The 21536-nt window shown below is 72.8% G+C and carries 17 protein-coding genes; 5 read left to right on the top strand and 12 right to left on the bottom strand.

Annotation, left to right across the window (positions count from 1 at the left end; translation table 11 throughout):
• Positions 1-104: 104 nt before the first annotated feature.
• The gene (locus F4554_RS10820; protein ID WP_179787260.1) at positions 105-1421 is read left to right on the top strand and encodes an enolase C-terminal domain-like protein; all 1317 of its coding nucleotides are present in this window, start codon (positions 105-107) and stop codon (positions 1419-1421) included.
• Positions 1422-1471: 50 nt separating this feature from the next.
• Here F4554_RS10820 and F4554_RS10815 read toward each other — a convergent pair whose 3' ends face one another.
• The 12 genes from F4554_RS10815 to F4554_RS32050 form a co-directional block, all read right to left on the bottom strand.
• The gene (locus tag F4554_RS10815) at positions 1472-1636 is read right to left on the bottom strand and encodes a hypothetical protein (protein ID WP_179787259.1); all 165 of its coding nucleotides are present in this window, start codon (positions 1634-1636) and stop codon (positions 1472-1474) included.
• Positions 1637-1843: 207 nt separating this feature from the next.
• Positions 1844-2698, bottom strand: a complete 855-nt coding sequence (gene dapF, locus F4554_RS10810) for a diaminopimelate epimerase (RefSeq protein WP_179787258.1) — start codon at positions 2696-2698, stop codon at positions 1844-1846.
• Positions 2699-2911: 213 nt separating this feature from the next.
• Entirely contained in the window at positions 2912-4747 is a 1836-nt protein-coding gene (gene ggt, locus F4554_RS10805; protein WP_179787257.1) for a gamma-glutamyltransferase, read from the bottom strand.
• A gap of 172 nt (positions 4748-4919) precedes the next feature.
• Positions 4920-5882: a tRNA (adenosine(37)-N6)-dimethylallyltransferase MiaA gene (gene miaA / locus F4554_RS10800; protein WP_179787256.1), complete on the bottom strand. Its 963-nt coding sequence runs from the start codon at positions 5880-5882 to the stop codon at positions 4920-4922.
• Between the two features lie 201 nt (positions 5883-6083).
• Positions 6084-6851 (bottom strand): class III extradiol ring-cleavage dioxygenase family protein, encoded by a 768-nt coding sequence (locus F4554_RS10795; RefSeq protein WP_179787255.1) that lies wholly within the window; start codon positions 6849-6851, stop codon positions 6084-6086.
• 87 nt (positions 6852-6938) lie between these two features.
• Positions 6939-7508, bottom strand: a complete 570-nt coding sequence (locus F4554_RS10790; RefSeq protein WP_179787254.1) for a hypothetical protein — start codon at positions 7506-7508, stop codon at positions 6939-6941.
• 161 nt (positions 7509-7669) lie between these two features.
• Complete coding sequence (locus F4554_RS10785) at positions 7670-8896, bottom strand: alpha-hydroxy acid oxidase (protein WP_179787253.1); 1227 nt, start codon at positions 8894-8896, stop codon at positions 7670-7672.
• Positions 8893-9651 carry a GntR family transcriptional regulator gene (locus F4554_RS10780; protein WP_179787252.1) on the bottom strand — a complete coding sequence of 253 codons (759 nt, stop codon included), beginning with the start codon at positions 9649-9651 and terminating at the stop codon, positions 8893-8895. Before F4554_RS10780 ends, F4554_RS10785 begins: the two co-directional genes overlap by 4 nt.
• 152 nt (positions 9652-9803) lie before the next feature.
• Complete coding sequence (locus F4554_RS10775; RefSeq protein WP_179787251.1) at positions 9804-12851, bottom strand: glycoside hydrolase family 38 N-terminal domain-containing protein; 3048 nt, start codon at positions 12849-12851, stop codon at positions 9804-9806.
• A 184-nt stretch (positions 12852-13035) separates the two neighbouring features.
• The gene (locus F4554_RS10770; protein WP_202889243.1) at positions 13036-14259 is read right to left on the bottom strand and encodes a LacI family DNA-binding transcriptional regulator; all 1224 of its coding nucleotides are present in this window, start codon (positions 14257-14259) and stop codon (positions 13036-13038) included.
• Between the two features lie 94 nt (positions 14260-14353).
• Complete coding sequence (locus F4554_RS10765; RefSeq protein WP_337795963.1) at positions 14354-15541, bottom strand: glycosyltransferase family 4 protein; 1188 nt, start codon at positions 15539-15541, stop codon at positions 14354-14356.
• Between the two features lie 11 nt (positions 15542-15552).
• Positions 15553-15702, bottom strand: coding sequence for a hypothetical protein (locus F4554_RS32050; RefSeq protein ID WP_238341265.1), 150 nt, complete (start codon positions 15700-15702; stop codon positions 15553-15555).
• 162 nt (positions 15703-15864) lie between these two features.
• Between F4554_RS32050 and F4554_RS10760 the strand changes: the two genes are divergently transcribed.
• The 4 genes from F4554_RS10760 to F4554_RS10745 all read left to right on the top strand — a co-directional run bounded on the left by F4554_RS10760 (position 15865) and on the right by F4554_RS10745 (position 21486).
• Entirely contained in the window at positions 15865-16779 is a 915-nt protein-coding gene (locus F4554_RS10760; protein ID WP_179787249.1) for a PIG-L deacetylase family protein, read from the top strand.
• Positions 16776-17948: a lysylphosphatidylglycerol synthase transmembrane domain-containing protein gene (locus F4554_RS10755; RefSeq protein WP_238341264.1), complete on the top strand. Its 1173-nt coding sequence runs from the start codon at positions 16776-16778 to the stop codon at positions 17946-17948. The genes F4554_RS10760 and F4554_RS10755 overlap by 4 nt, the downstream gene beginning before the upstream one ends.
• A 125-nt stretch (positions 17949-18073) precedes the next feature.
• A complete protein-coding gene (locus tag F4554_RS10750) occupies positions 18074-19426 on the top strand; it encodes a Gfo/Idh/MocA family oxidoreductase (RefSeq protein WP_179787248.1) in 1353 nt (450 codons plus the stop codon).
• Positions 19420-21486 carry a hypothetical protein gene (locus tag F4554_RS10745; RefSeq protein WP_238341262.1) on the top strand — a complete coding sequence of 689 codons (2067 nt, stop codon included), beginning with the start codon at positions 19420-19422 and terminating at the stop codon, positions 21484-21486. The genes F4554_RS10750 and F4554_RS10745 overlap by 7 nt, the downstream gene beginning before the upstream one ends.
• Positions 21487-21536: the final 50 nt, after the last annotated feature.

Genomic DNA, 21536 nt, shown 5'->3' with positions numbered 1-21536 from the left:
ACCGACGCGGCCATGCTCCCTAGAGTCCGGTCGAGAGCACGCCTGACAGGCCGCCCAGACGATACGGACATTTGGACGGTACGGACAGAACGGAAGGAAGCCTGGTGACCTCGCCCGAGCACAGCCCCGAACCCCTCGCCGCTCCGCCCTGGCAGGCCCCCGGAAGCGGAGGGACGCGGATCACCAGGGTTCGGACCATCCTCACCGCGCCGGAGAACATCACCCTCGTCGTGGTGAAGATCGAGACCTCCGACCCCGGGCTCTACGGCCTGGGCTGCGCGACGTTCACCCAGCGTGCCCGCGCGGTCGCCGAGGCGGTCGACTCCTACCTCGCTCCCCAGCTGGTCGGTCGCGACCCCGCCGACGTCACCGACATCGCCAGTTCGTTGTTCGTGAGTTCGTACTGGCGGTCGGGCCCGGTCCTCAACAACGCGCTGTCCGGCGTCGACATGGCGCTGTGGGACCTGAAGGGAAAGCAGGCCGGGCTGCCCGTGTGGCAGCTGCTGGGCGGCCGGTGCCGCAGCGCGGTCCCCGTCTACGGGCACGCCTCGGGGCGGGACTCGGCGGAGGTGGAGGACGGCGTACGCGAGTTCGCGGAGAAGGGCTACAGGTACGTCCGCTGCCAGGTCGCGGTGCCCGGTGCGCTGACGTACGGCGTGTCCTCGGCACCCGGCGCTCCCGAGCGTGGGCCGGTGGGCTCGGGCACCGGATCGACCCGGGCCGCGCTGGTGCCCGACGCCTGGGACCCGGACTCCTACCTGCGGGTCGTACCGGAGCTGTTCGCCCACCTGCGCGACAAGCTGGGTGAGAGCGTCCACCTGCTGCACGACGTGCACGAACGGCTGAACCCGACGCAGGCGGTCCGGCTGGCCAAGGCGCTGGAGCCGTTCGGGTTGTTCTTCCTGGAGGACCTGCTGGCACCGGAGGACCTCGGCTGGCTGCCGACGGTACGGGCGCAGGCCGCCACGCCGCTGGCGATCGGCGAGTTGTTCACCAACCCGGCGGAGTACGTGCCGTTGGTACGGGACCGGCTGGTCGACTTCGTACGCTGCCACATCTCCGCGATCGGCGGACTGACGCCGGCCTGGCGCCTCGCCAACGCCGCGGAGCTGTTCGGGATCAGGACAGCCTGGCACGGCCCGGGCGACGTCTCCCCCGTGGGCCATGCCGCCAACCTCGCCCTCGACCTCGCCGCGCCGAACTTCGGCATCCAGGAGCAGCACGTCTTCAGCGAGACCGCGGCGGAGGTGTTCCCCGGCTGCCCGCAGGTGCGGGACGGTCACCTGTGGCCGAGCGACACGCCGGGACTCGGCGTCGACCTGGACGAGGAACTCGCGGCGAAGTTCCCGCCGGTGGAGCCGCTGGTCAGGGACGCATGGACGCGCACCCGGCTGCCGGACGGCACCGTGCAGCGTCCGTGACGGTCGAGCTGATGACCGAACGCTGAGGGAGAGGCCGCGCGGGCTCTTCCTCAGCGTTCGTGGTAGTTGGCGGAGCGGAGAAGGACGGCCGTCCGGGCGATCGCGGACCTCCGGGCAACGGCCGACGCCTGCCGGGCCCGCACCTGCCTCAGGACGGCCCGACGCCGCTGCGCACGCAGCACGTCTTCGCCGTCTGGTGGGCTGCTGGTGTCCATGCTCTCGACCGTATCCCCGACCGCCGACAATCTCCTGCGTCACAGGTCGGGCGTCGACTCCGTCTTCGGGAGGAGAAAACCCGGTCGGATACTCAGGGGGGTGACCCAGACCGACCCTGGTGCCGGCACTCAGGGGCAGCGCCCGGGAAGGCGGTCCGATCAGCACTCCGGGAAGCGCTCGGATGCCGGCCACGCCGGCGGCACCGCTCAGCCCAGGGCCAGGTCCAGCTCGCCGCGGGCGGTGAGGACGGCCGGTCCGGTCATCTCCACCGAACCGTCGGGCAGCAGGGCGACGGTGAGCGTACCGCCGGGAACGTCCACGCGGTAGGAGGCGGGGGCGGTCACGCCGTCGGCACGGGCCACGCTCGCGGCCACCGCGCACGCACCGGTGCCGCAGGACCGGGTCTCGCCGACGCCGCGTTCGTGCACGCGCATCCCCACGTGCCGATCGCCCCGGCGCACGGCGAACTCCGCGTTCACGCCCTTGGGGAACACCTCGGCCGGCGTCCAGACCGGTGGGTCCAGCAGGGCGCCCGGGTCGGCGAGGTCGTCGACCATCGCCACCGCGTGCGGGTTGCCCATGTCGACCGCGACCGCGTCCCACGTACGCCCGCCGGCCGACATCACCAGACCGGTGGACTCGGGAAAACCGGGCACGCCCATCCCGACCGTCAGCTGCCCGTCGGCCTCGAATCGCACCGGCCGCAGGCCCGCCCTGGTCGCCACCGGCACCTCGCCGGCGCCGTCGACCAGGCCACGGGTGCGCAGGAACTGCGCGAACACGCGGACGCCGTTCCCGCACATCTCGCCCACGGAGCCGTCGGCGTTGCGGAAGTCCATGAACCACTCGGCCGCACCGGCGAGGGCCTGGCCGTCCTCGACCGCGTCGGTGCGCACCACCCGCAGGACACCGTCGGCACCGACGCCGCGCCGCCGGTCACACAGCTGACGGACCGCCGCGGCGTCCAGGTGGGGGTACGTGGTGCCGTCGGGGTCGTGGACGAGCAGGAAGTCGTTCTCCGTGCCGTGGCCCTTGACCCAGGCCACCGTGGATGTGCTCACGCGCGAACGTTCCTTCCTGCACCCGACACCGGCTCTACCCGGCTGCCCTCACCCGACGTACGACGGCTGGTACCGCCTGACTACGGCTGGTACCGCCTGACGTCTGCCCGGCCCGGCCCCTCGGCGGGCCGGGCAGACGTACGTCCGTCCCAGGCTACGGGGTCGGCCGCATCACCGCGGCGCCGGAATGTGCCCGCGATGCCCGTGCTCGTGTCAGCGGTGACGGCCGTCCGTGGGCAGGACGACCATCGCCGAGCCGCCGCCGCGGCGGGTGGGCTCGGCGACCGCCTCGACCGCGCCCCGCTCACCGAACTGCAGTGCGGTCTCCGCGCCGATCTCCGGTACGGACTTGAACGCGTGCCCCTTGGCGACCAGTGCCTTCCCCTCCGGAGAGGCGAGGAATGCCGGTTCGGCCTCGAGTGCGGTGTTTCGCGAGGACGCGCGCGGCGCCGCCACCGCGTCCGGCAGGCTCATCCCCAACTCGTAGCGGTTGACCAGGGTCTGCAGGACGGTGGTGATGATCGTCGCGCCGCCCGGGCTGCCCAGCGCCAGCACCGGCTGCCCGTCCTTGGCGACGATGGTGGGCGACATCGACGACCGGGGCCGCTTGCCCGGACCGGGCAGGTTGGGGTCGGGTGCGTCGCCCTGGGTGGGCTCGAAGTTGAAGTCGGTCAGCTCGTTGTTCAGCAGGAAGCCGCGCCCGGGCACGACCATGCCCGAGCCGCCGGTCTGCTCGATGGTGAGCGTGTACGACACGACGTTGCCCCACTTGTCGGACGCGGTGAGGTGGGTGGTGGACACTCCCTCCCGCTGGTCGGCCGGCGCGACCGCGGCCTTGGTGCCACAGGCGGCGGAGTCGCCGTAGTCGCCGTCGGGCACGCCCGGTGCGACCGGCTTCTTCAGTACGGCGTCGGGCCGGATCTCGCACGCGCGCTCACCGGCGAAGCCCTGGGACAGCAGCTGCGGCAGCGGCACGTCCACCCGGTCGCTGTCACCGACGTAGCGGTTGCGGTCGGCGAACGCGAGCGCGGCGGCCTCGAGGTAGGTGTGCAGCACGCCCACCTTGTCCTGGTGGTCTGGGTTGGCGGCCTCGATGATGTTCAGCGCCTCGCCGACGGTCGAGCCGCCCGAGGACGGCGGGCCCATGCCGAACACGTCCATGCCGCGGTAGTCGACCTTGGTCGGTGCGCGCAGGGGTGCGTCGTAGGCGGCCAGGTCGTCGGTGGTCATGGCGCCCGGACGGACCACCCGGTCGGCGTCGGAGGTGACCGGCGGGTGCTGCACGGTCCGCGCGATCTCGGCGCCGAGCTCACCGTCGTACAACGGCTTCATGCCCTCGCCGGCCAGCATGCGGTAGGTGTGCGCGAGGTCGGGGTTGCGGAACACCGAGCCGACCGCGGGCGGCGCGCCGTCCGGCAGGTAGAGCTTGCGGCTGGACGTGAAGTCGTCGAAGACGTCGGCGTTCTCCTGGATCTGGGAACGGAAGGTGTCGTCGACCACGAACCCCTGTGAGGCCACGTTCGTGGCCGGTGCCAGCGCCCGGCGCAGCGACCAGGTGCCCCACTTGTCCAGCGCGCGGTCCCACGTCGCGGGTGTGCCCGGCACCCCGACGGACAGACCGCTCACCCGGGCGTCCTGGAACGACAACGGCTTGCCGGTCTTCGGGTCGACGAACAGCTTGTCGGTGGCACTCGCCGGCGCGGTCTCGCGGCCGTCGATGGTGTGCACCTTGCCCGACTTCGCGTCGTAGTAGACGAAGAAGCCACCGCCGCCGAGGCCCGCTGAGAAGGGCTCGGTGACGCCGAGGGTGGCGGCCGCGGCCACCGCGGCGTCGACCGCGTTGCCGCCCCGGCGGAGGACGTCGATGCCCGCCCGCGTCGCGTCCAGGTCGACGGTCGCGACACCACCGCCGTAACCACGGGCAACCGGTGTCTTGACCGGTTCGTTACTCGGCTGGTGACCACGCGGCGGATCGGCCGCCGCGGCCGGCCCCAGCGCGGTGGCGGCGACGAGCGCCCCCACCGCGGTGACGACGACGGATCGACGCATCGACTGCTCCCTTCTCGTCGGCTCGGGGCTTCCGACCGAATCTGCCGATAAGGCCCGCCCGGAGCCACGCTGGCGAAGGTGGACGATCATGCCAGGGATCACGGGATTCGCACGCCGGCCGGGGGAAGCTCACCTCGTCGGCGGGTTGTCACAAACCTACGCGGCGAGGGTGTCAGCCCAGGTCGGGGGCGTTGTCAACGGCGTCGTGCGCAGTGCTGCCGGCAGCACGGCCGGCTGCGCGGTCGACGGCGCGATTGACCAGATCCGGCGCGTCGTACGGCAGCCAGTGGATCCGCGGGTCTCGGCGAAACCACGAGTCCTGCCGGCGCGCGAACCGCCGGGTCGCGCGTACGGTCGACTCCTTCGCCTCCTGCTCGGTGCACTCACCGGCGAGGAACGCGAGCACCTGGGAGTAGCCGAGCGCCCGAGCGGCGGTCAGGCCGGTCCGCAACCCGGCTGCGTCCAGCCGGCGTACCTCCGCGACGAACCCGGCGTCCCACATCCGGTCCACCCGCTCGCGGATGCGTTCGTCCAGCACGTCCCGGGGTACGTCAAGGCCGACTTGACACACGTCCGGGAAGGCGTACTCGTAGGCGGGCAGGCTCGCGGTGAACGGCCGCCCGGTGAGTTCGACCACCTCCAGCGCGCGCACGATCCGCCGGGTGTTCGTCGGCAGGATCCCCGCGGCCGCGGCCGGGTCCAGCTCGGCCAGCCGGGCGTGCAGGCGTTCGGCGCCGGCCCGCGCGAGCTCGTCCTCCAGTCGTCCACGGATCGCCGGATCGGTGCCGGGGAACTCGAACCTGTCCAGGATGGCCCGGATGTACAACGCCGACCCGCCCACCACGACCGGGAGCACGTCGCGATCGTGGCAGTCGGCGATGGCCGACCGGGCCCGCTGCTGGAACTCCGCCACGGTCGCGGTCTCACCGACGTCGAGGACGTCCACCACGTGGTGGCGTACGCCGCCGCGCTCGGCGAGCGGCAGCTTGGCGGTCCCGATGTCCATCCCCCGGTAGACCTGCATCGAGTCTGCGTTGACCACCTCACCGTGCAGGCGCAGCGCGAGCTCGACGGCGAGGTCGGACTTGCCGGCCGCGGTCGGTCCGACGACGGCGAGCACCGAGGGCCTGGTCACGCGTTCGGTCTCCTTCTCCGGTGGGCACGGCGTGATGACGGCGTGGTGTGCGGTTGGTTCGCCTCGGGTAGGACTCGCACGAGCGAGTTCCACCCCCGGACCACCACCAGAACCATCACCTGGGCCATCACGGAACCACCCCCAAGTCCACCATTGCGCCGAACGCTCGCGGCACCCGGGGACACCGGCGTCCCCGGGTGGTCAGTCGAGCAGTTGCCAGTACGCGACGAAGTAGCCGACGCCGTAGGGCGCCTCGTCCGCCAGGAGACGCGGTTCGAGCCGGCGACCGCTCGCCACCGCGGCGCCGGCCGCACCAGCCAGCACCTGCCAGGCCGCCCGGCCGGCAACCAGCAGCTCACGCGCCAGGTCGGGTCGAAGCCCCCGGAGTCCGTCGAGGTCGCCCGCTCCCAGCGAGGTGGCCACCAGCGCGTCCAGCATCGGTGCGCGCGGGTCGGCGGCTCCGGGGGCGTGCTGGCCCCGGCGCGCGGAGCCGTCGCCCATCACCAGGAGGCCGATTCTGGCTGCCTGCCCAGTGAGGGTGGTGGTGAGGGAAGTGGCGAGGTTGGCGCCGAGGTCCGCACACCGGTCGGAGTCGTAGAAGTCGGGTACGCCGACGTAGCAGCGCTCCCCCGTGTAGCCGCAGGTGTCCAGCAGCCAGGCGCCGATCGTGTGCGCGAGTGGGAGGTCCGGGTCCGTCTCGTCACCGGAGCGCTCCGCCGTGCCGGGGGGACCCACGCGTACGTCGACGCCGTACGCGGCGAGCGATCCGGACGCGGTGCTGCCCCAGGTGAGCACGGTGTGCGCGGCCGGCGCGGCACCCACGCAGACCACCACGTCGGGGCCGGCGGCCAGCAGTTGGCCTACGGCGGAGCGGGCGACCGATCGCAGGCCGGCCAGCTCCTCGGCGTTCGCGCCGGCGAGTGCCGGGACCAGCAGCGGTGGGTGTGGGCACACGGCGGCGGCGATCACGGCGGGCAGCGTAACGCCGTCGGCTTCCGGGCCGGCGGGATGGTTGGGACGTGTTCCAGGCTTGTACGGGACCGGCCGACCCACGGGTCAGCTGATGCCGCGGCGCTTGAGGATCTCGTCGATGTCCTCGAAGCCCGCGAGCGGGTCCTCCGGCTTGTCCTTGCCCTGCCCCTTGGTCTGGCTCTTGCCCTGCTCGACCTGCCTGGGCTTGTCGGCACCCTTCGCGGTGCTCGTCCGGCCGCCCGCGGCGGTCCCTGCGGAGTTGGCGCCGACGGCCTTCGAACCGGCGGCGGTCGAACCGGCGGCGCGGGTGCCGGTCGCCGTACGCCCGGGCTCGACCTCGCCCGTGCGGCCGGCCTGGCGCCGGCGCATGGCCGCGGCGACCGGCAGGCAGATCGCCGCGACACCGAACAACGCGAGCCCGGACCAGACGTACGGGCTGAACGCGAACCCGCTCACCCACTTGACCAGCGCCGCACCCACGGTCCACAGCAGCCGGACCATGCCGGTGAGGTAGATCGCCATCGGCAGCACGGCCCAGCCGAACAGCCGCAGACCGGCGGCCGCTCCACGGCGGCGGAACGCGAAGAACGCCGCGACCACACCCAAGGCGCTCAGTCCGGCGCAGACCGGGAACCAGGTCGCGTCGTCGTACATTCGCAGTCACCTTCCGTCGCGTCAGCCCATGGGCTGTGAGCCCTCCGTCCATCCTGCACCGAAGCCCCCGGGGAAGCACGGGGGATATCCCCAGGCTGACCCGGAAAGTCCGCCGACGGTGCGGAACTCCCGGGCCGGCCGAGGCGTGTGCGGCTACCGGGTCAGAACGGGACCGCGGGCAGGGTGACGTGCTCGGGCCGCAGCTCGCCGACGTCGGCGGCACCGAGCAGCTGCATCGTGCGGGTGATCTCGCCACCGAGGATGTCCACGGCCCGTTGCACGCCGCGTTCGCCGCCGGCCATCAGGCCGTAGAGGTACGCCCGTCCGACCAGCACCGCGCGGGCGCCGAGCGCGCAGGCGGCCACGATGTCGGCACCGGTCATCACCCCGGTGTCGATGAAGACCTCGGCCCGGTCACCCACCGCGTCCACGACCTTGGGCAGCAGCTGCAGCGGCACCGGCGCACGGTCGAGCTGGCGGCCGCCGTGGTTGGAGATCACCAGGCCGTCGACGCCGAGGTCCACCACCTTGCGGGCGTCGTCGACGTTCTGGATGCCCTTGACGACCAGCGATCCGGGCCACTCCTTCCGCATCCAGGCCAGGTCCTCGAAGGTCACGGTGGGGTCGAACATGTGGTTGATCAGCTCGGCCACCGTGCCCGGCCAGTCCGACAGGGAGGCGAACGTCAGCGGCTCGGTGGTCAGCAGGTTCAGCCACCACGCCGGGTGCATGCCCATGTCGAGGATGGTCTTCGGCGTGAGGCTGGGCGGGATCGTCATGCCGTTGCGTACGTCGCGCAGCCGGGCGCCCGCGACCGGCACGTCCACCGTGAGCACCAGCGTGCTGTATCCGGCGGCCAGGGAGCGGTCCATCAGGTCCTTGCCGGCGGCCCGGTCGGTCCACACGTACAGCTGGAACCACTTGTCCGCCTCGGGTGCGGCCGCGGCGACGTCCTCGATGGAGGTGGTTCCCATGGTCGACAGCGCGTACGGGATGCCGCTGCGCTGGGCGACGCGGGCCACGGCCGGCTCGCCCTCGTGCTGCATCATCCGGGTGAAGCCGGTCGGCGCGAACGCGAAGGGGTACGCCGACGGCCGGCCCAGGATGGTCGTGCTCGGGTCGACCTTGGACACGTCCCGCAGGATGCTCGGGTTGAACTGCAGCCGGTGGAACAACGACCGCGCGCGGTTCAGGGTGACCTCGCCCTCGGCCGCACCGTCGGTGTAGTCGAACGGCGCCTTCGGCGTGCGCCGCTTGGCGACCGCCCGCAGGTCGGCGATGGTCAGGGCGCGGTCCAGACGCCGCTTGGTGGCGTCCAGCTCGGGCCGGCGGGTACGCACCAGCGGCCGGAGCTCGGACCAGCGGGGCAGTCGGCGTTGCGTCGTCATCGGGGTGTTCTCCCTTGTCCGGCGGGACTCTTCGGTCGGGGCGAATCAACAGGCGAATCAGTGGACGAGTCGGTGGGCGACCCGGTCGGATCGGCAGGCGCATCGATGGGCAGGGCGAGCGCGCGGACCAGCCCCTGCCGGCCGACCTCCAGGTCGTCGGCGAGGGCACGCTGGGCCTTCTCCACACCACGGTCGAGGTTGGCGACCAGCTCCCGGTGCAGGCGGGCGAGGCGGCCCGGGGTGAACTCCGGCCGGGCGAAGGCGAGCAGGAACTGCAGCTCGTCCTCGCACGCGGAGTACGCGGTGAGCAGGCGAGGGTTGCCGGCCGCGGCGACCAGCGCGTGGTGCACGGCCCGGTGCGCGGCCGTCACGTCGTGCCAGGCGGCGGACGGGTCGCCGGGCCGGTCGACGGCTTCCAGTGCGGCGACGGCGGACTCCACCGGCGCCAGGTCGCGGCCGCCGGCGAGGGCGAGCCGGAGCGCGCCGAGCTCGATGACGGCGCGGTAGCCGAACAGCTCGTCCACCCGGTCGATGGTGAGGTCGGGAACGAACGCACCGCGATGGCGTACGTGGGTGAGCAGGCCGGCGGTCACCAGGGCCCGCAGCGCCGCGCGCACGGTGTAGCGGCCGACGCCGAACTCCGCGGCCAGCTGTTCCTCCGACAGGTGCGCGCCCGGTGGCAGCGCTCCGTCGAGAAGCCGGGCACGCAGAACCTCCGCCACCTCCTCGGCGGCCGCCCGGCTGGCCTCGCTCATGGGCGAGATTGTGTCACAACCGCTAGGGGCGCGGAAACGACAGTGGCCGGCCCGGGCGAACCCGGGCCGGCCACCTACCGGCTCTGCTGTCGTACCGCCGATCGGCGACACGACCGGTGATCAGTCGATCAGGCGATCAGCCGCCCGGTCGATCAGGCGCGAGCGAACCTCAGGGTGAGGATCTGGAACGGCCGCAGCGCCACCTCGACCGCGCCGTCGACCACCTCGCGGTCGGCCAGGGGACGTTCGAGCAGGTCGACCTCCTTGACCGACGCGACGCCGAACGACGTGGACACCCGCCCCTTCGCGCGGCCGCCGTGCGCCTCGTACAGCCGGACGACGACATCGCCGGACTGGTCCTCGGCCAGCTTGACGGCCTCGACCACCACGGCCGGGTTGTCCACCCGCACCAGCGGGGCGACGCCCTCGGCACCTGTCACCGTGCGCGCCGGGAGGTTGATGCGGTAGCCCTCCTCGACCGCCTCGGCGATGCCCGCGCCGGGCACCAGCGCGTACGACAGCTTGTGCACGCCCTGGTCGGTCACCGGGTCGGGCACCCGCGGGGCCCGCAGCAGCGACAGCCGCACCGTGGTCGTGGTGCCGCCGTCCTCACGGACGTCGCGGGTCACGTCGTGGCCGTACGTCGAGTTGTTGACCACCGCGTGGCCGTAACCCGGCTCACCCACCTGGATCCACCGGTGCGCGCAGATCTCGAACTTCGCGTTCTCCCACGAGGTGTTGGTGTGGGTGGCCCGGAACACGTGCCCGAACTGCGTCTCCGACGCGGACTGGTCGGCGCGCACGTCCAACGGGAACGCGACCTTGAGGAACTTCTCCTTCTCGTGCCAGTCGATCTCGTTGTCGACGTTGACCTGGCACTCGCCGACCCCGATCCGGATCGTCTGCCGGACCGTGGAACCGCCGAACGAACGGGTCACGGCCACCGCGGCCTCGGCCCCCGACTCCGACACGACCTCGATCGAGTCGACGTCGGTGAGGTCGCGCACCTTGTTGCGGTAGAAGGGGTCGACGTCCCAGGCGTCCCAGAGGTTCGGGGTGTCGACGTGCAGCTGCAGCAGGTTGCCGGCAGCGCCGGGGGCGATCGCCTCCCGGCCGGACTCCAGCTCGACGACGGAGCTGAGCAGGCCGCGCTCGTCGACGGTCACCCGGACCAGGCCGTTGTCGAGGACGACGGCGCCGCCCTCGCGGCTCACCGACACCTCCTGCGCGTGCGAGGTGGCCTGCACGTCCGCGCCCATGGCGGGCACGCCGAGCCGGTCGTGCGGTGCGGCGTTGAAGACGACGGTGGCGTCGCCCTCGCCGGCCAGCGCCCGCTGGGCCCGCTCGATGATCGCCTCCAGCTCGACCGCCAGCCGGGCGTAGGTCTCCTCCGCCTCGCGGTGCACCCAGTGGATCGAGCTGCCCGGCAGGATGTCGTGGAACTGGTTGAGGAGGACGGCCTTCCAGATCCGGTCCAGGTCCTCGTACGGGTACTCCAGCCGGCCGGTCACCGCCGCCGCCGCGGACCACAGCTCGGCCTCGCGCAGCAGGTGCTCGCTGCGGCGGTTGCCCTGCTTGGTCTTGGCCTGGGAGGTGAAGGTCGCCCGGTGCAGCTCGAGGTAGAGCTCACCGACCCACACCGGCGCGTTGGCGTACTCGTCGTGGGCGCGCTGGAAGAACTCCGCCGGGTGCTCGATGGTCACCTTCGGCGAGGCCTCCAGGTCGGCCAGCCGCTCGGCGCGGCCGAGCATCTCCCGGGTGGGGCCGCCACCGCCGTCGCCGTGGCCGAACGGCAGCAGCGACCAGGTGCCGCCGCCCTGGTCCTGGTAGTTGCGCTGGGCGCGGGCGAGCTCCTCGCCGGTGAGCTGGCCGTTGTAGGTGTCGGCCGGCGGGAAGTGGGTGAAGACCCGCGTCCCGTCGATGCCCTCCCACCAGAACGTGTGGTGCGGGAACTTGTTGGTCTGGTTCCAGGAGATCTTCTGGGTGAGGAACCACTTGTTGCCGGCGAGCTTCACCAGCTGCGGCATCGCCGCGGAGTAGCCGAAGGAGTCCGGCAGCCAGACCGTGTCGGTCTCGATGCCGTACTCGTCCATGAAGAACTTCTTGCCGTGCACGAACTGGCGGGCCATCGCCTCGCCACCCGGCATGTTGCTGTCGGACTCGACCCACATCCCGCCGATGGGGATGATCTGGCCGGCCTCGACCGCGGCCTTCAGCCGGTCCCAGACCTTCGGGTGGTGCTCCTTCATCCAGGCGTGCTGCTGGGACTGGGAGAACGCGAACCTGAAGTCGGGGTGGTCGGCGGCCAGCGTGGTGACGTTGGAGACCGTACGGGCGACCTTGCGCACCGTCTCGCGCAGCGGCCACAGCCAGGCCGAGTCGATGTGCGCGTGGCCGACCGCGGAGATCTGGTGTGCGCTGGCGTACGCCGGCTTGGCCAGCACCGGGGCGAGCTGCTCGCGGGCGAGCGCGGCCGAACCCGGGATGTCGTCGTAGTCCAGGGCGTCCAGCGCGCGCTCGAGGGCGCGCAGGATCTCCGGGCGGCGCGGCAGGTCGGTCGGCAGCTCCTTCATCAGCTCCGACAGGACCTCGATGTCGCGCAGCAGGTGGTAGACGTCGGCGTTGAACACCGCGAGCTCGGCCCGGCGGATCTCGTACATCGGCTCGGTGCCGGCGGTGGACTTGTCGCCCAAGTCGGTCGGCAGGAAGCCGGACTGGATCACCGCGGGGTTGGCGGCGGCCTCGAGGTAGACCTGGAACGCCGCTCCACCCCTGGCCTTCGCGTGCTCCGACGGCGAGATGCCTCCGGCCGCGAGCCCGCTGACCGGGAGGTAGATGTTGTCGGGGTTGAGGCCCTTGATCGGGTCACCGTCGGGGGTGTAGGCGAGCCCCTCGGCGGAGAAGCCGGGACCGCCGCCGAAGCCGAGGTCGACGACCGCCTCCACCCGGCGACCGTCCCACTCCTGCGGAACCTGCGCGGTCAGCCGGAACCAGCTTGTCCCCCACGGCGGGCCCCACTTGTCACCCAGGGCAGCCGGCTTGAAGTCGGCCGCGAGGGCTTCGGTGACCGGGACCGGCTCACCGGGGGCGTGCCACACCTCGATGTCGAGCGGGACGGTGTCGCCGTACAGAGCGGGGCGGAGGCGTTGCTGGAGAGCGCGTTCCAGCCGGGCCTCCACCAGCTTCTGGTCATCGTGCATGGGTCCTCCGAAGGAACCGGGAACGGTCACCCGAGGCCGACATATGGGAGCGTTCCCACATTCGGGCCGGCGGGCCAGGAATGTCTGGGGAGAGACGCTAGCCCAGCCTGGCCGAGCCGCCGCGCGGCGTCCACCGACGGCAACCGCTAAGGACGCACAGCGATCCTATGACCACGGGGCGTCGTCAGATGGACGGGGTTCCGGGCACCGCCGGCGGGACCGGTGAGACCGCCGACGTCGACGGATCCGAAGGGCTCGAGGACCCGGAAGGGAGCGCCCGACCCGGCTGAACCGACCGAACCGCCTGCGCCGCCTGGACCGTCTGGACCGTCTGGACCGCCTGCGCCGCCTGCGCCGCCTGAACCGACCGAACCGGCGGTGTGGACGCGCCGGTGCTCTCCCGCGCGATCAGGCGGTAGTCGGCGTACACCTCCTGCGGTCCGCCGTCAGCGTCGGCGCGTCCGGCCGCGCCGGTCCGCAACTGCCGGTGCAGCAGGTCGACCGCGCACCCGGCGATCTGGCGCTTGTCCGGGGAGATGGTGGACAGGGTCGGCACGCTGAACCGGCCGTCCTCGATGTCGTCGAACCCGATCACCGCGATGTCGTCGGGCACCCCCAGCCCGCGCTCGGCGAGGGTGCGCAGGGCGCCGAGGGCGAGCAGGTCGTTGAAGCAGAACACCGCGTCGGGGCGGGCGCCGGCGTCCAGCAGCTCGGCCATCGCGGCCGCGCCCTCCGCGCGGTGGAACTGCGGGGTCGGGGCGACCAGCCGCTCGTCGTAGCCGATCCCGGCAGCCGTCAGCGCCGAGCGGTAGCCGCGCAGCCGCATCCGGGCCGTCACCCCGGCGGCGCTGCGTTGGGCGCCGATCGCGGCGACCCGGGTGCGGCCCAGCCCGAGCAGGTGGGCGGTGGCGTCCCGGGCGGCGGCCACGTTGTCGATCAGCACGTGGTCGGCCGGGCCGCGGTGGATCCGCTCGCCCAGCAACACCATCGGCGTGGCGTCGGTGCGCTCGGCCAGGTCGGCCGCCGTGAGCGCCAGCGGACTGAGCACCAGGCCGTCGATGAGCTGGTCGCGGATGCCGCCGATCACCTGGCGTTCGCGTTCGCGTACGCCGTCGGTCTGGTCCACCAGCACGGTCCAGCCGAGCGCGTCCGCGGCCGCGACCAGGTGGCGGGCCAGCTCGGCGAAGTACGGCACGTCCAGCTCGGGGACGGCCAGCGCGATCACCCCGGTGCGGCCGAGGCGGAGGTTGCGGGCGGACAGGTTGGGCCGGTAGTTGAGGGCGACGATCGCCTCCTCCACCCGGACCCGGGTCTCCGCCCGGACGTGGAGGTAGCCGTTGACGACGTTGGAGACCGTCTTCGGTGACACCCCGGCCAGCCGGGCCACGTCGCGCAACGTCGTACGCATCGCGTTCCTCCCGCCTGCTCCGCCTGCTGGTCCGCCGTTCGTGGGGACCCCATTGTGCGGGAACGCGGGCGCGGGGGAAACCTGCGGATGGGCGCTAAGGTGCTGAGCGGCCCGCACGGAGCCGAGCCAGCGCGTACAGCTCGTCGAAGTCGGCCAGCACCACCGGCCAGGTGCAGCGCACCGGCTCCGTCGACCGGTTGTACTTCGCGATGGTGCCGCGCAACGCGTCGTCCCCGGCCAGGCGGGCCACCGCGGCGGCGAGCTCGGCCGGCGACCCGCCGAGCAGGCCCTCCTTCTCCGAGACGACGAAGTCGGCCACGCCGCCGCGCTCGTAGGCCACGACGGGTACGCCGGCCAGCCGCGCCTCCAGCGCGGCGATGCCGAACGACTCCCGGGTCGCCGGTGCGAGGAACACGTCCGCCGAACCCAGCACCGCACGCACCCGGTCACGGTCCAGGCGACCGGTGAGCTCCACCCAGTCGGTCATCGCGTGCCGGCGGAGGTAGCGGTGCATCAGCGGACGTGCCGGCCCGTCGCCGACGACGGTGGCGTACATCGGCACCCGCCGGTCCAGCGCGGACCGGGCGGCCCGCAGGATCGCCAGCAACGTCAACGGCTGCTTGCGTGGGGCCAGCCGGCCGACCGCGACCACGTGCACGCCGGGTCGCCGCCGCCCGGCCCGGCCGGTCGGCTCGGTGAGCTCGATCGCGGCGCCCGGCCCGGTGGGCCGCCACTGTGCGGTGTCGATGCCGTTCGCCACCACCCGCACCGGCACCCGGTCGCCGACGACCCGGCGGATCGGCACGGCGGCCGCCTCGCTCACGGTGGATGCCACCGCCGCCCAGCCGGTCCAGCCGGCACCGGCGTCCAGGGCGCGGTACATGGCGCAGGTGGCGGGGTCCCACATGCTGTGCACGGTCACCACGGTGGGCAGCCGGCGGCGGGCCGCGGCGCGCACGGCCGCCCAGCCGAACGGCGAGACCGCGCCGACGTGCACGTGCACGACGTCCGGGCGCAGGTCGGCGTACAACCGGCCGACGTGCCGCCCGGTGCGCGGATGAACCGGCAGCTCCCACGGCAGCGGAGCCACCACCCGGTGGACCGGCACGCCCGGGCCGCCGGACCGGTCCCCCGCGGCGGCCACCCAGGCCGCGTCCCCACCGGTGCTGTCGGGCGTGGCGGTGACCACCTCGACCTGGTGGCCGGCCCGGTGCTGCATCCGGGTCAGCTCGGCGAGCTGGATCTCGATCCCGCCGAGCCGCGGCAGGAAGCAGTCACTCACGTGTACGACTTTCACCACACGTCCCCCGTGTCGACGTTCGTCGGGGCGATCCACGCCGCCCCCGGTGCGGCTCGGGAGAGGACGCGGGGCAGCGGGTGTACGGTGACGGGCTTCGCGCAGGCGTGCAACCGTCCCGCCGCCCCGCGTTTTCCGTCGGCCATGTCGTTTGCGTAATCCACTTCGTCCACGTCGTCCAGGCCCTGTGCGCTGATCCGAGCCGTCCATGAGTATCAGCACAGGCCCACGCCGTCGCCACTGGAGGATTCCCGGAGATGTCCCTGAGGACACGGCGGTTCCGTACCCGCTCGTGCGAGGGTGGGGGGATGGGCCGCACGTGCGTGTTCTTCCACGCTCATCCCGACGACGAGGCGTTGTTCACTTCGGGCACCATGGCCCGGCTCGCGGCGGAAGGGCACCGTGTCGTCCTGGTGGTCGCCACGGCCGGTGACCAGGGGCTGGCAGCGCCGGAGTCGATCACCGCCGGGACGGCCCGCGGTGCCACCGGAGACGCCGCGAACGGCTCCACCGCTCCTGGTGACGGCACCGCCGCTCCCCGGCTCGGCGACGTACGCCTCGCCGAACTCCGCGCGTCCGCGGCGGCACTCGGCGTCGCTCGCGTGGAACACCTCGGCTACGCCGACTCCGGCCTGGACGGGCGCGCCGAACCCACGTGGGCGCCGGCCTTCGTCCGCGCCGACGTCGACGAGGCGGCCGGGCGGCTGGCCACGCTGCTGGCCGAGGAACACGCCGACCTGGTGACGACGTACGACCCGGCCGGCGGCTACGGCCACCCCGACCACGTGCGGGTGCACCAGGTGGGCGCCCGGGCCGCCGAGCTCGCCGGAACACCGACGGTGCTGGAGGCGACCGTCGACCGGGAGTTGCTGCTGCGTGCGCTGCGCCTGGTCGGGCGGGTCTACCGCTTCCCGCCGGAGTTCGACGTGACCAGCTTCGAGCGTGCGTTCGCGCCGCGGGCGGAGATCACCCACCGGATCGACGTACGCCGGTACGCCAGGGCCAAGCGGGCAAGCCTGGCCGCGCACGCCACCCAGGCCACCGGCGGCGACTCGGTGCGTACCGTCGCGGCGTTGCGCCGGCTGCCCGGGCCGCTGTTCCGGCTGGTGCTCGGCACCGAGTGGTACGTCCAGCGTGACCTCGCACCCGGCACCCGCGTGACGCATCCGCTCGCCGGGCTCACCGGGCTCACCGCGTCCCGCACCCCCGGCGGTGCGCGATGAGGGTGACCAGGTCGGCGTTCCACCGGCCGTGGGTCCGCACCGCGCTGTCGGTGGTGTCGATCCTGGTCGCGGTCGGACTGGTGGTCGCGCTGCCCTACATCGTCGGCATCGACTGGGGCGTCATCTGGTCGCAGTTCGCCCGGCTGAACGCCTGGGTCGTGGTGGGCCTGTTCGCGCTGTGGGGCCTCGGCCTGTTGGCGTACACCTGGGTGCTCACCGCCTCGCTGCCCGGCCTCAACCACCGCCAGGCGCTGACCCTGAACGCGGTCGGCAGCGCGGTCAGCAACCTGATGCCGTTCGGCGGGGCGGCAGGCGTGGCGGTCAACTTCGCGATGGCCCGGTCGTGGGGGTTCCGCAGTCACGCGATCGCGGTGTCCACGGTCGCCTCCGGCATCTGCAACGTGCTGGCGCGGTTCCTGCTGCCGGCGGTGGGGCTGCTCGCCCTGCTGGCCGCGGGGCACGTACCCGACGCCTGGCTCGCCGTCCCCGTCGGCACCGCCTCGCTGGCGTTGTTCGGGCTGGTCGCCGCGCTGGTGGTCGCGCTGCGCTGGGACCGCGCCGCCGACGTCATGGGCCGGGCGGCCGACCGTGCGCTGCGCGCACTCCCCCGCCGGATCCGGCCCGCCGAGCACCAGGCCAGCGCCGCGCTCGCCCGGCTGCGGGTGACGACCTCGGGCCTGCTCAGGTCGTCGTGGCTGCCGATGACCCTCGGGATGAGCGCCTACCTCGCGCTGCAGGCCGCGTTGTTCTGCGCGTGCCTCCTGGCCACCGGCGCCTACCTGGGCGTCGGCGAGGCCGTGGCGGCGTTCGCGCTCGGCCGGCTGCTCACCACCGTGGTGGTCACGCCGGGCGGGTTCGGGATCGCCGAGGCCGGTACGGCGGCGGTGATGATCCACCTGGGCGGGGCGCCCGGACCGGTCACCGCCGCGGTGCTGCTGTTCTCGATGTTCACGTTCGTGCTGGAGGTGCCGCTCGGAGCGGTGTTCTGGCTGCTGCGGTCGCTGTCCGGATCGCCCGCGAGGCGGCACCGGACGCTGCGGCTGGTGCCGGCGCTGACCGTGCCCTCGGCCGGGAGAAGCCGCCGTACCGAGGATGTCGACCGCAAGGACAGTGCCGACCATCCGAAGCGCACCGATCGAGCTTCGCGGCACTCCGCCGCCGAGTACTGACGCGGCCTCCCGGCTCACCCCTTCGCCTCTGCCCGCCCGGCGGACGGCGAACTCGGGAAAGCGCTTTCGTACGATTGCTGCCGAGCGTGTGCGGCACACCTCGCACGCCGGTACGAGGAGGCAACGTGACCACCCCACCTCAGGCCCCACCTCAGGCCCCACCTCAGGCGCCACCTCTGGCCGACCCCCTGACCACGCCCCGCGTCGGACTGGTCGGCGTCAACGGGTACGGCCGCACCCATCTGCGCAACGCCGCCCGGCTGCAGGAGCAGGGGCTGCTGCGGCTGGTCGGGTACGCCGACGTCGCGCCGGACGCCGCCGACGTGGTCGCCGAGCACCTCGCCGCCCGGGCGTACGACGGCCCGACGCCGCGCGGCCACGGCGACCTGACCGACCTGCTGGCCGCCGACCAGCCCGACATCGTGGTGCTCGGCACGCCGATCCCGCTGCACGCGCGGATGATCGAGGAGGCGTTCGTCGCCGGCGCCTCGGTCCTGGTGGAGAAGCCGCCGGTGGTGACCGTGCAGGACATCGACCGGCTGCTGGCCCTGCAGGACTCCGGCGGGCCGCTGTGCCAGGTGGGCTTCCAGAACGCCCGCGCACCCGTCGTCCGCGCGCTGGCCCGGCTCGCCCGCGACGGCGCGCTCGGCGAGGTGGAGCACGTGGGGCTGGTCGGCCGCTGGTCGCGTCCCGACTCCTACTACGCGCGCACCGACTGGGCCGGCCGGCTCGTGCACGACGGCAGGTACGTCCTGGACGGAACGCTCACCAACCCGTTCGCGCACGGCCTGATGAACGCCCTGATCGTGGCCGGCGACCACGACGACAGCCCGGCCACCCCGACCACGGTGCACGCGGAGCTGTACCGCTGCCGGGACAGCATCGACGGCGACGACACCGCGAGCGTCCGCGTCGACACCGCCGAGGGCCGCACCGTCGTCGCGGCGGTCACGCTGTGCGCGCCGTCGCAGGTTCCGCCGTACGTGTTCGTGAAGGGCAGCCGGGCCACCGCCCGGGCGTACTACACGACCGGGGAACTCACCCTGGAGTCCGCGCGCACCGGCCACTCACCGCCGGCAGCGGCCGTCCGGGCGGTCGAGGCGCTCGCCGCCGACGCCGAGCGCACGGGCCGCGCGCCGGGTGACCCAGGGTCGCCCGATCTGCTCGCGAATCTGGTCAATGTCGTCCGCGGTTACGACGATCGGCTCCTGTGCGCCCTTAGGATGACCCGAGGCTTCGTCCTCGCCCTCAACGGCATGTACGAGTCCGCAGGCAGACCCGGCCCCGTCTCGCCACGCTTCACCACCGTCCATGACGAGAACGGCGAGCACTGGGTCCATCTGGTGGGCGTCGACGACCTCATCGAACGCTGCGCCCGAGACGCGTTGCTGTTCTCCGAGGCCGCCGCCGACTGGGCAACGCCCACCCGCGCGTTCTCTCTCGCGAACTACCGGAACTTCACTTCGTTCTCATGCTGATGGACCGCTATCGCATCGTCGCGCGCCACAACGTCCGGCGGACCTCCGCCGACCCGCTGGAGCCGCTCACCGTCGGCAACGGCGAGTTCGCCTTCACCGCCGACGTGACCGGGTTGCAGACGTTCCCCTCGTTCCACGCCGACGGTATGCGCCTCGGCACCCAGGCGCAGTGGGCCTGGCACACCGCACCCAACCCGGAGAGCTACGCGTTGGAGGAGTCCTTCGAGGACCACGCGACGGCGGCCGGCCGTTCGGTGCCGTACTCCACCACCGGCCCGGACTTCGGTGACCCGTCGGCACACTCGCGCGCCAAGCTGGCTCGCCAGTGGCTGCGGGAGAACCCACACCGGATCGACCTCGGCCGGATCGGGTTCGTACGCCCCGGCGGACAGCCGCTCCAACTGTCGGAGCTGGGCGCGATCAGCCAGCGGCTGGACCTGTGGCGTGGCCGGATCGAGAGCCGGTTCGAGCTGGACGGAACACCGGTCGAGGTGACGACGGTCTGCGATCCCGAGCTCGACCTGATCGCCGTACGTGTCGAGTCGCCGTTGCTGGCGCGCGGTGAGCTCGCGATCGGCACCCGCTTCCCGTACGCCGTGGGCGACTGGAGCGAGCCGTGCGACTGGGACTCCCCCACCAGCCACCTCTCGGAACTGCACGTACGCGGCAACCGCGCCGACATCCGCCGGGTGCTCGACGACGACGTGCACCACGCGGCGCTCACCTGGTCCGCCGGTGCGGCGCTGAAGCAGCTGGGACCGCACGAGTTCGTCGTGCACGCCGACGGGGTGGGCGTCCTCGAACTCACCGTCGGCTTCTCCCCCGCGCCGATCGAGCAGGCGCCGACGGCGGCCGCCGTCCTGGCCGCGGCCGAGGTGTCCTGGACGGAGTTCTGGTCCACCGGCGGGATCGTCGACCTGTCCGGCTCCACCGATCCGCGGGCCGGAGAACTCGAACGCCGGGTCGTCCTGTCGCAGTACCTCACCGCGGTCAACTGCGCGGGCTCCACTCCCCCTCAGGAGACCGGTCTGGTCACCAACAGCTGGCGGGGGAAGTTCCACCTGGAGATGCACTGGTGGCATTCGGCCCACTTCGCGCTCTGGAACCACCCGGCGCTGCTCGAACGCAGCCTCGGGTGGTACGACAAGGCGCTGGTGGCCGCCCAGGAGACCGCCCGGCTGCAGGGCTACTCCGGCGCGCGCTGGCCCAAGCAGGTCGGGCCGGAGGCACGGGAGAGCCCGAGCGACATCGGCGCCCTGCTGGTGTGGCAGCAGCCGCACCCGATCTACTTCGCCGAGCTGGTCTGGCGGCGCCGGCCGTCCCGGCGTACGGCCGAGCGGTTCGCCCGCCTGGTCTTCGAGTCGGCGGCGTTCATGGCGTCGTATGCCACCTGGGATCCGCGCCGGGAACGCTTCGACCTCGGCCCCCCGGTGGCGTCGGCACAGGAGAAGGCCTACCCACTACGCCGGGAGGCCCGCAACCCCGCGTTCGAGCTGGCGTACTGGCGATGGGGGCTGCAGACCGCGCAGGTGTGGCGCGAACGCCTCGGCCTGGCCCGCGTACCCGCATGGGACGCGGTGGCCAAGCACCTCGGGCCGTTGCCGGAACGCGACGGCCGCTACGTCGAGCTGGAACACCCGGTGACCGAACGCGAGGGGCACCCGACGATGGTGGGTGCGCTGGGGTTCGTGCCCGACGTGGGCCTGGCCGACGTCGACCGCATGCGGGCCACGCTGCGCGACGTGCTCGACCGCTGGGAGTGGTCGGACACGTGGGGCTGGGACTACCCCCTGCTGGCGATGACCGCCTGCCGGGTCGGCGAGCCCCGCCTCGCGGTGGAGGCGCTGCTGCTGGACACGCCGAAGAACCACTACCTCGGCAACGGCCACAACTTCCAGCGCCCGGGCACGTTGCCGCTGTACCTCCCCGGCAACGGCGGTCTGCTGTACGCCGTGGCGATGATGACGGCCGGCTGGGACGGCGCCCCCGCGGGCACGGCTCCGGGGTTCCCGGACGCCGGCTGGCAGGTGCGCTCGGAGAACCTCGCGCCCGCGCCCTGAGCCGACGGCGCGGCCGGCGTCGTCGACCTGGGGTCCGTCCTGCGACAGCC

It is taken from the genome of Actinopolymorpha rutila (genome assembly GCF_013407855.1).
GTDB lineage: Bacteria > Actinomycetota > Actinomycetes > Propionibacteriales > Actinopolymorphaceae > Actinopolymorpha > Actinopolymorpha rutila.
The sequence above is the reverse complement of the archived record's forward strand: the minus strand, read 5'-3'. Positions and strand labels throughout refer to the sequence as shown.

Coding starts and splice junctions, on each gene's coding strand:
- F4554_RS10815 (WP_179787259.1), bottom strand. CDS start 1,636: ATGGACACCAGCAGCCCACCAGACGGCGAAGACGTGCTGCGTGCGCAG.
- ggt (WP_179787257.1), bottom strand. CDS start 4,747: ATGCGTCGATCCGTCGTCGTCACCGCGGTGGGGGCGCTCGTCGCCGCC.
- F4554_RS10790 (WP_179787254.1), bottom strand. CDS start 7,508: ATGTACGACGACGCGACCTGGTTCCCGGTCTGCGCCGGACTGAGCGCC.
- F4554_RS10785 (WP_179787253.1), bottom strand. CDS start 8,896: ATGACGACGCAACGCCGACTGCCCCGCTGGTCCGAGCTCCGGCCGCTG.
- F4554_RS10780 (WP_179787252.1), bottom strand. CDS start 9,651: ATGAGCGAGGCCAGCCGGGCGGCCGCCGAGGAGGTGGCGGAGGTTCTG.
- F4554_RS10775 (WP_179787251.1), bottom strand. CDS start 12,851: ATGCACGATGACCAGAAGCTGGTGGAGGCCCGGCTGGAACGCGCTCTC.
- F4554_RS10770 (WP_202889243.1), bottom strand. CDS start 14,259: ATGCGTACGACGTTGCGCGACGTGGCCCGGCTGGCCGGGGTGTCACCG.
- F4554_RS32050 (WP_238341265.1), bottom strand. CDS start 15,702: ATGGCCGACGGAAAACGCGGGGCGGCGGGACGGTTGCACGCCTGCGCG.
- F4554_RS10760 (WP_179787249.1), top strand. CDS start 15,865: ATGGGCCGCACGTGCGTGTTCTTCCACGCTCATCCCGACGACGAGGCG.
- F4554_RS10755 (WP_238341264.1), top strand. CDS start 16,776: ATGAGGGTGACCAGGTCGGCGTTCCACCGGCCGTGGGTCCGCACCGCG.
- F4554_RS10745 (WP_238341262.1), top strand. CDS start 19,420: ATGCTGATGGACCGCTATCGCATCGTCGCGCGCCACAACGTCCGGCGG.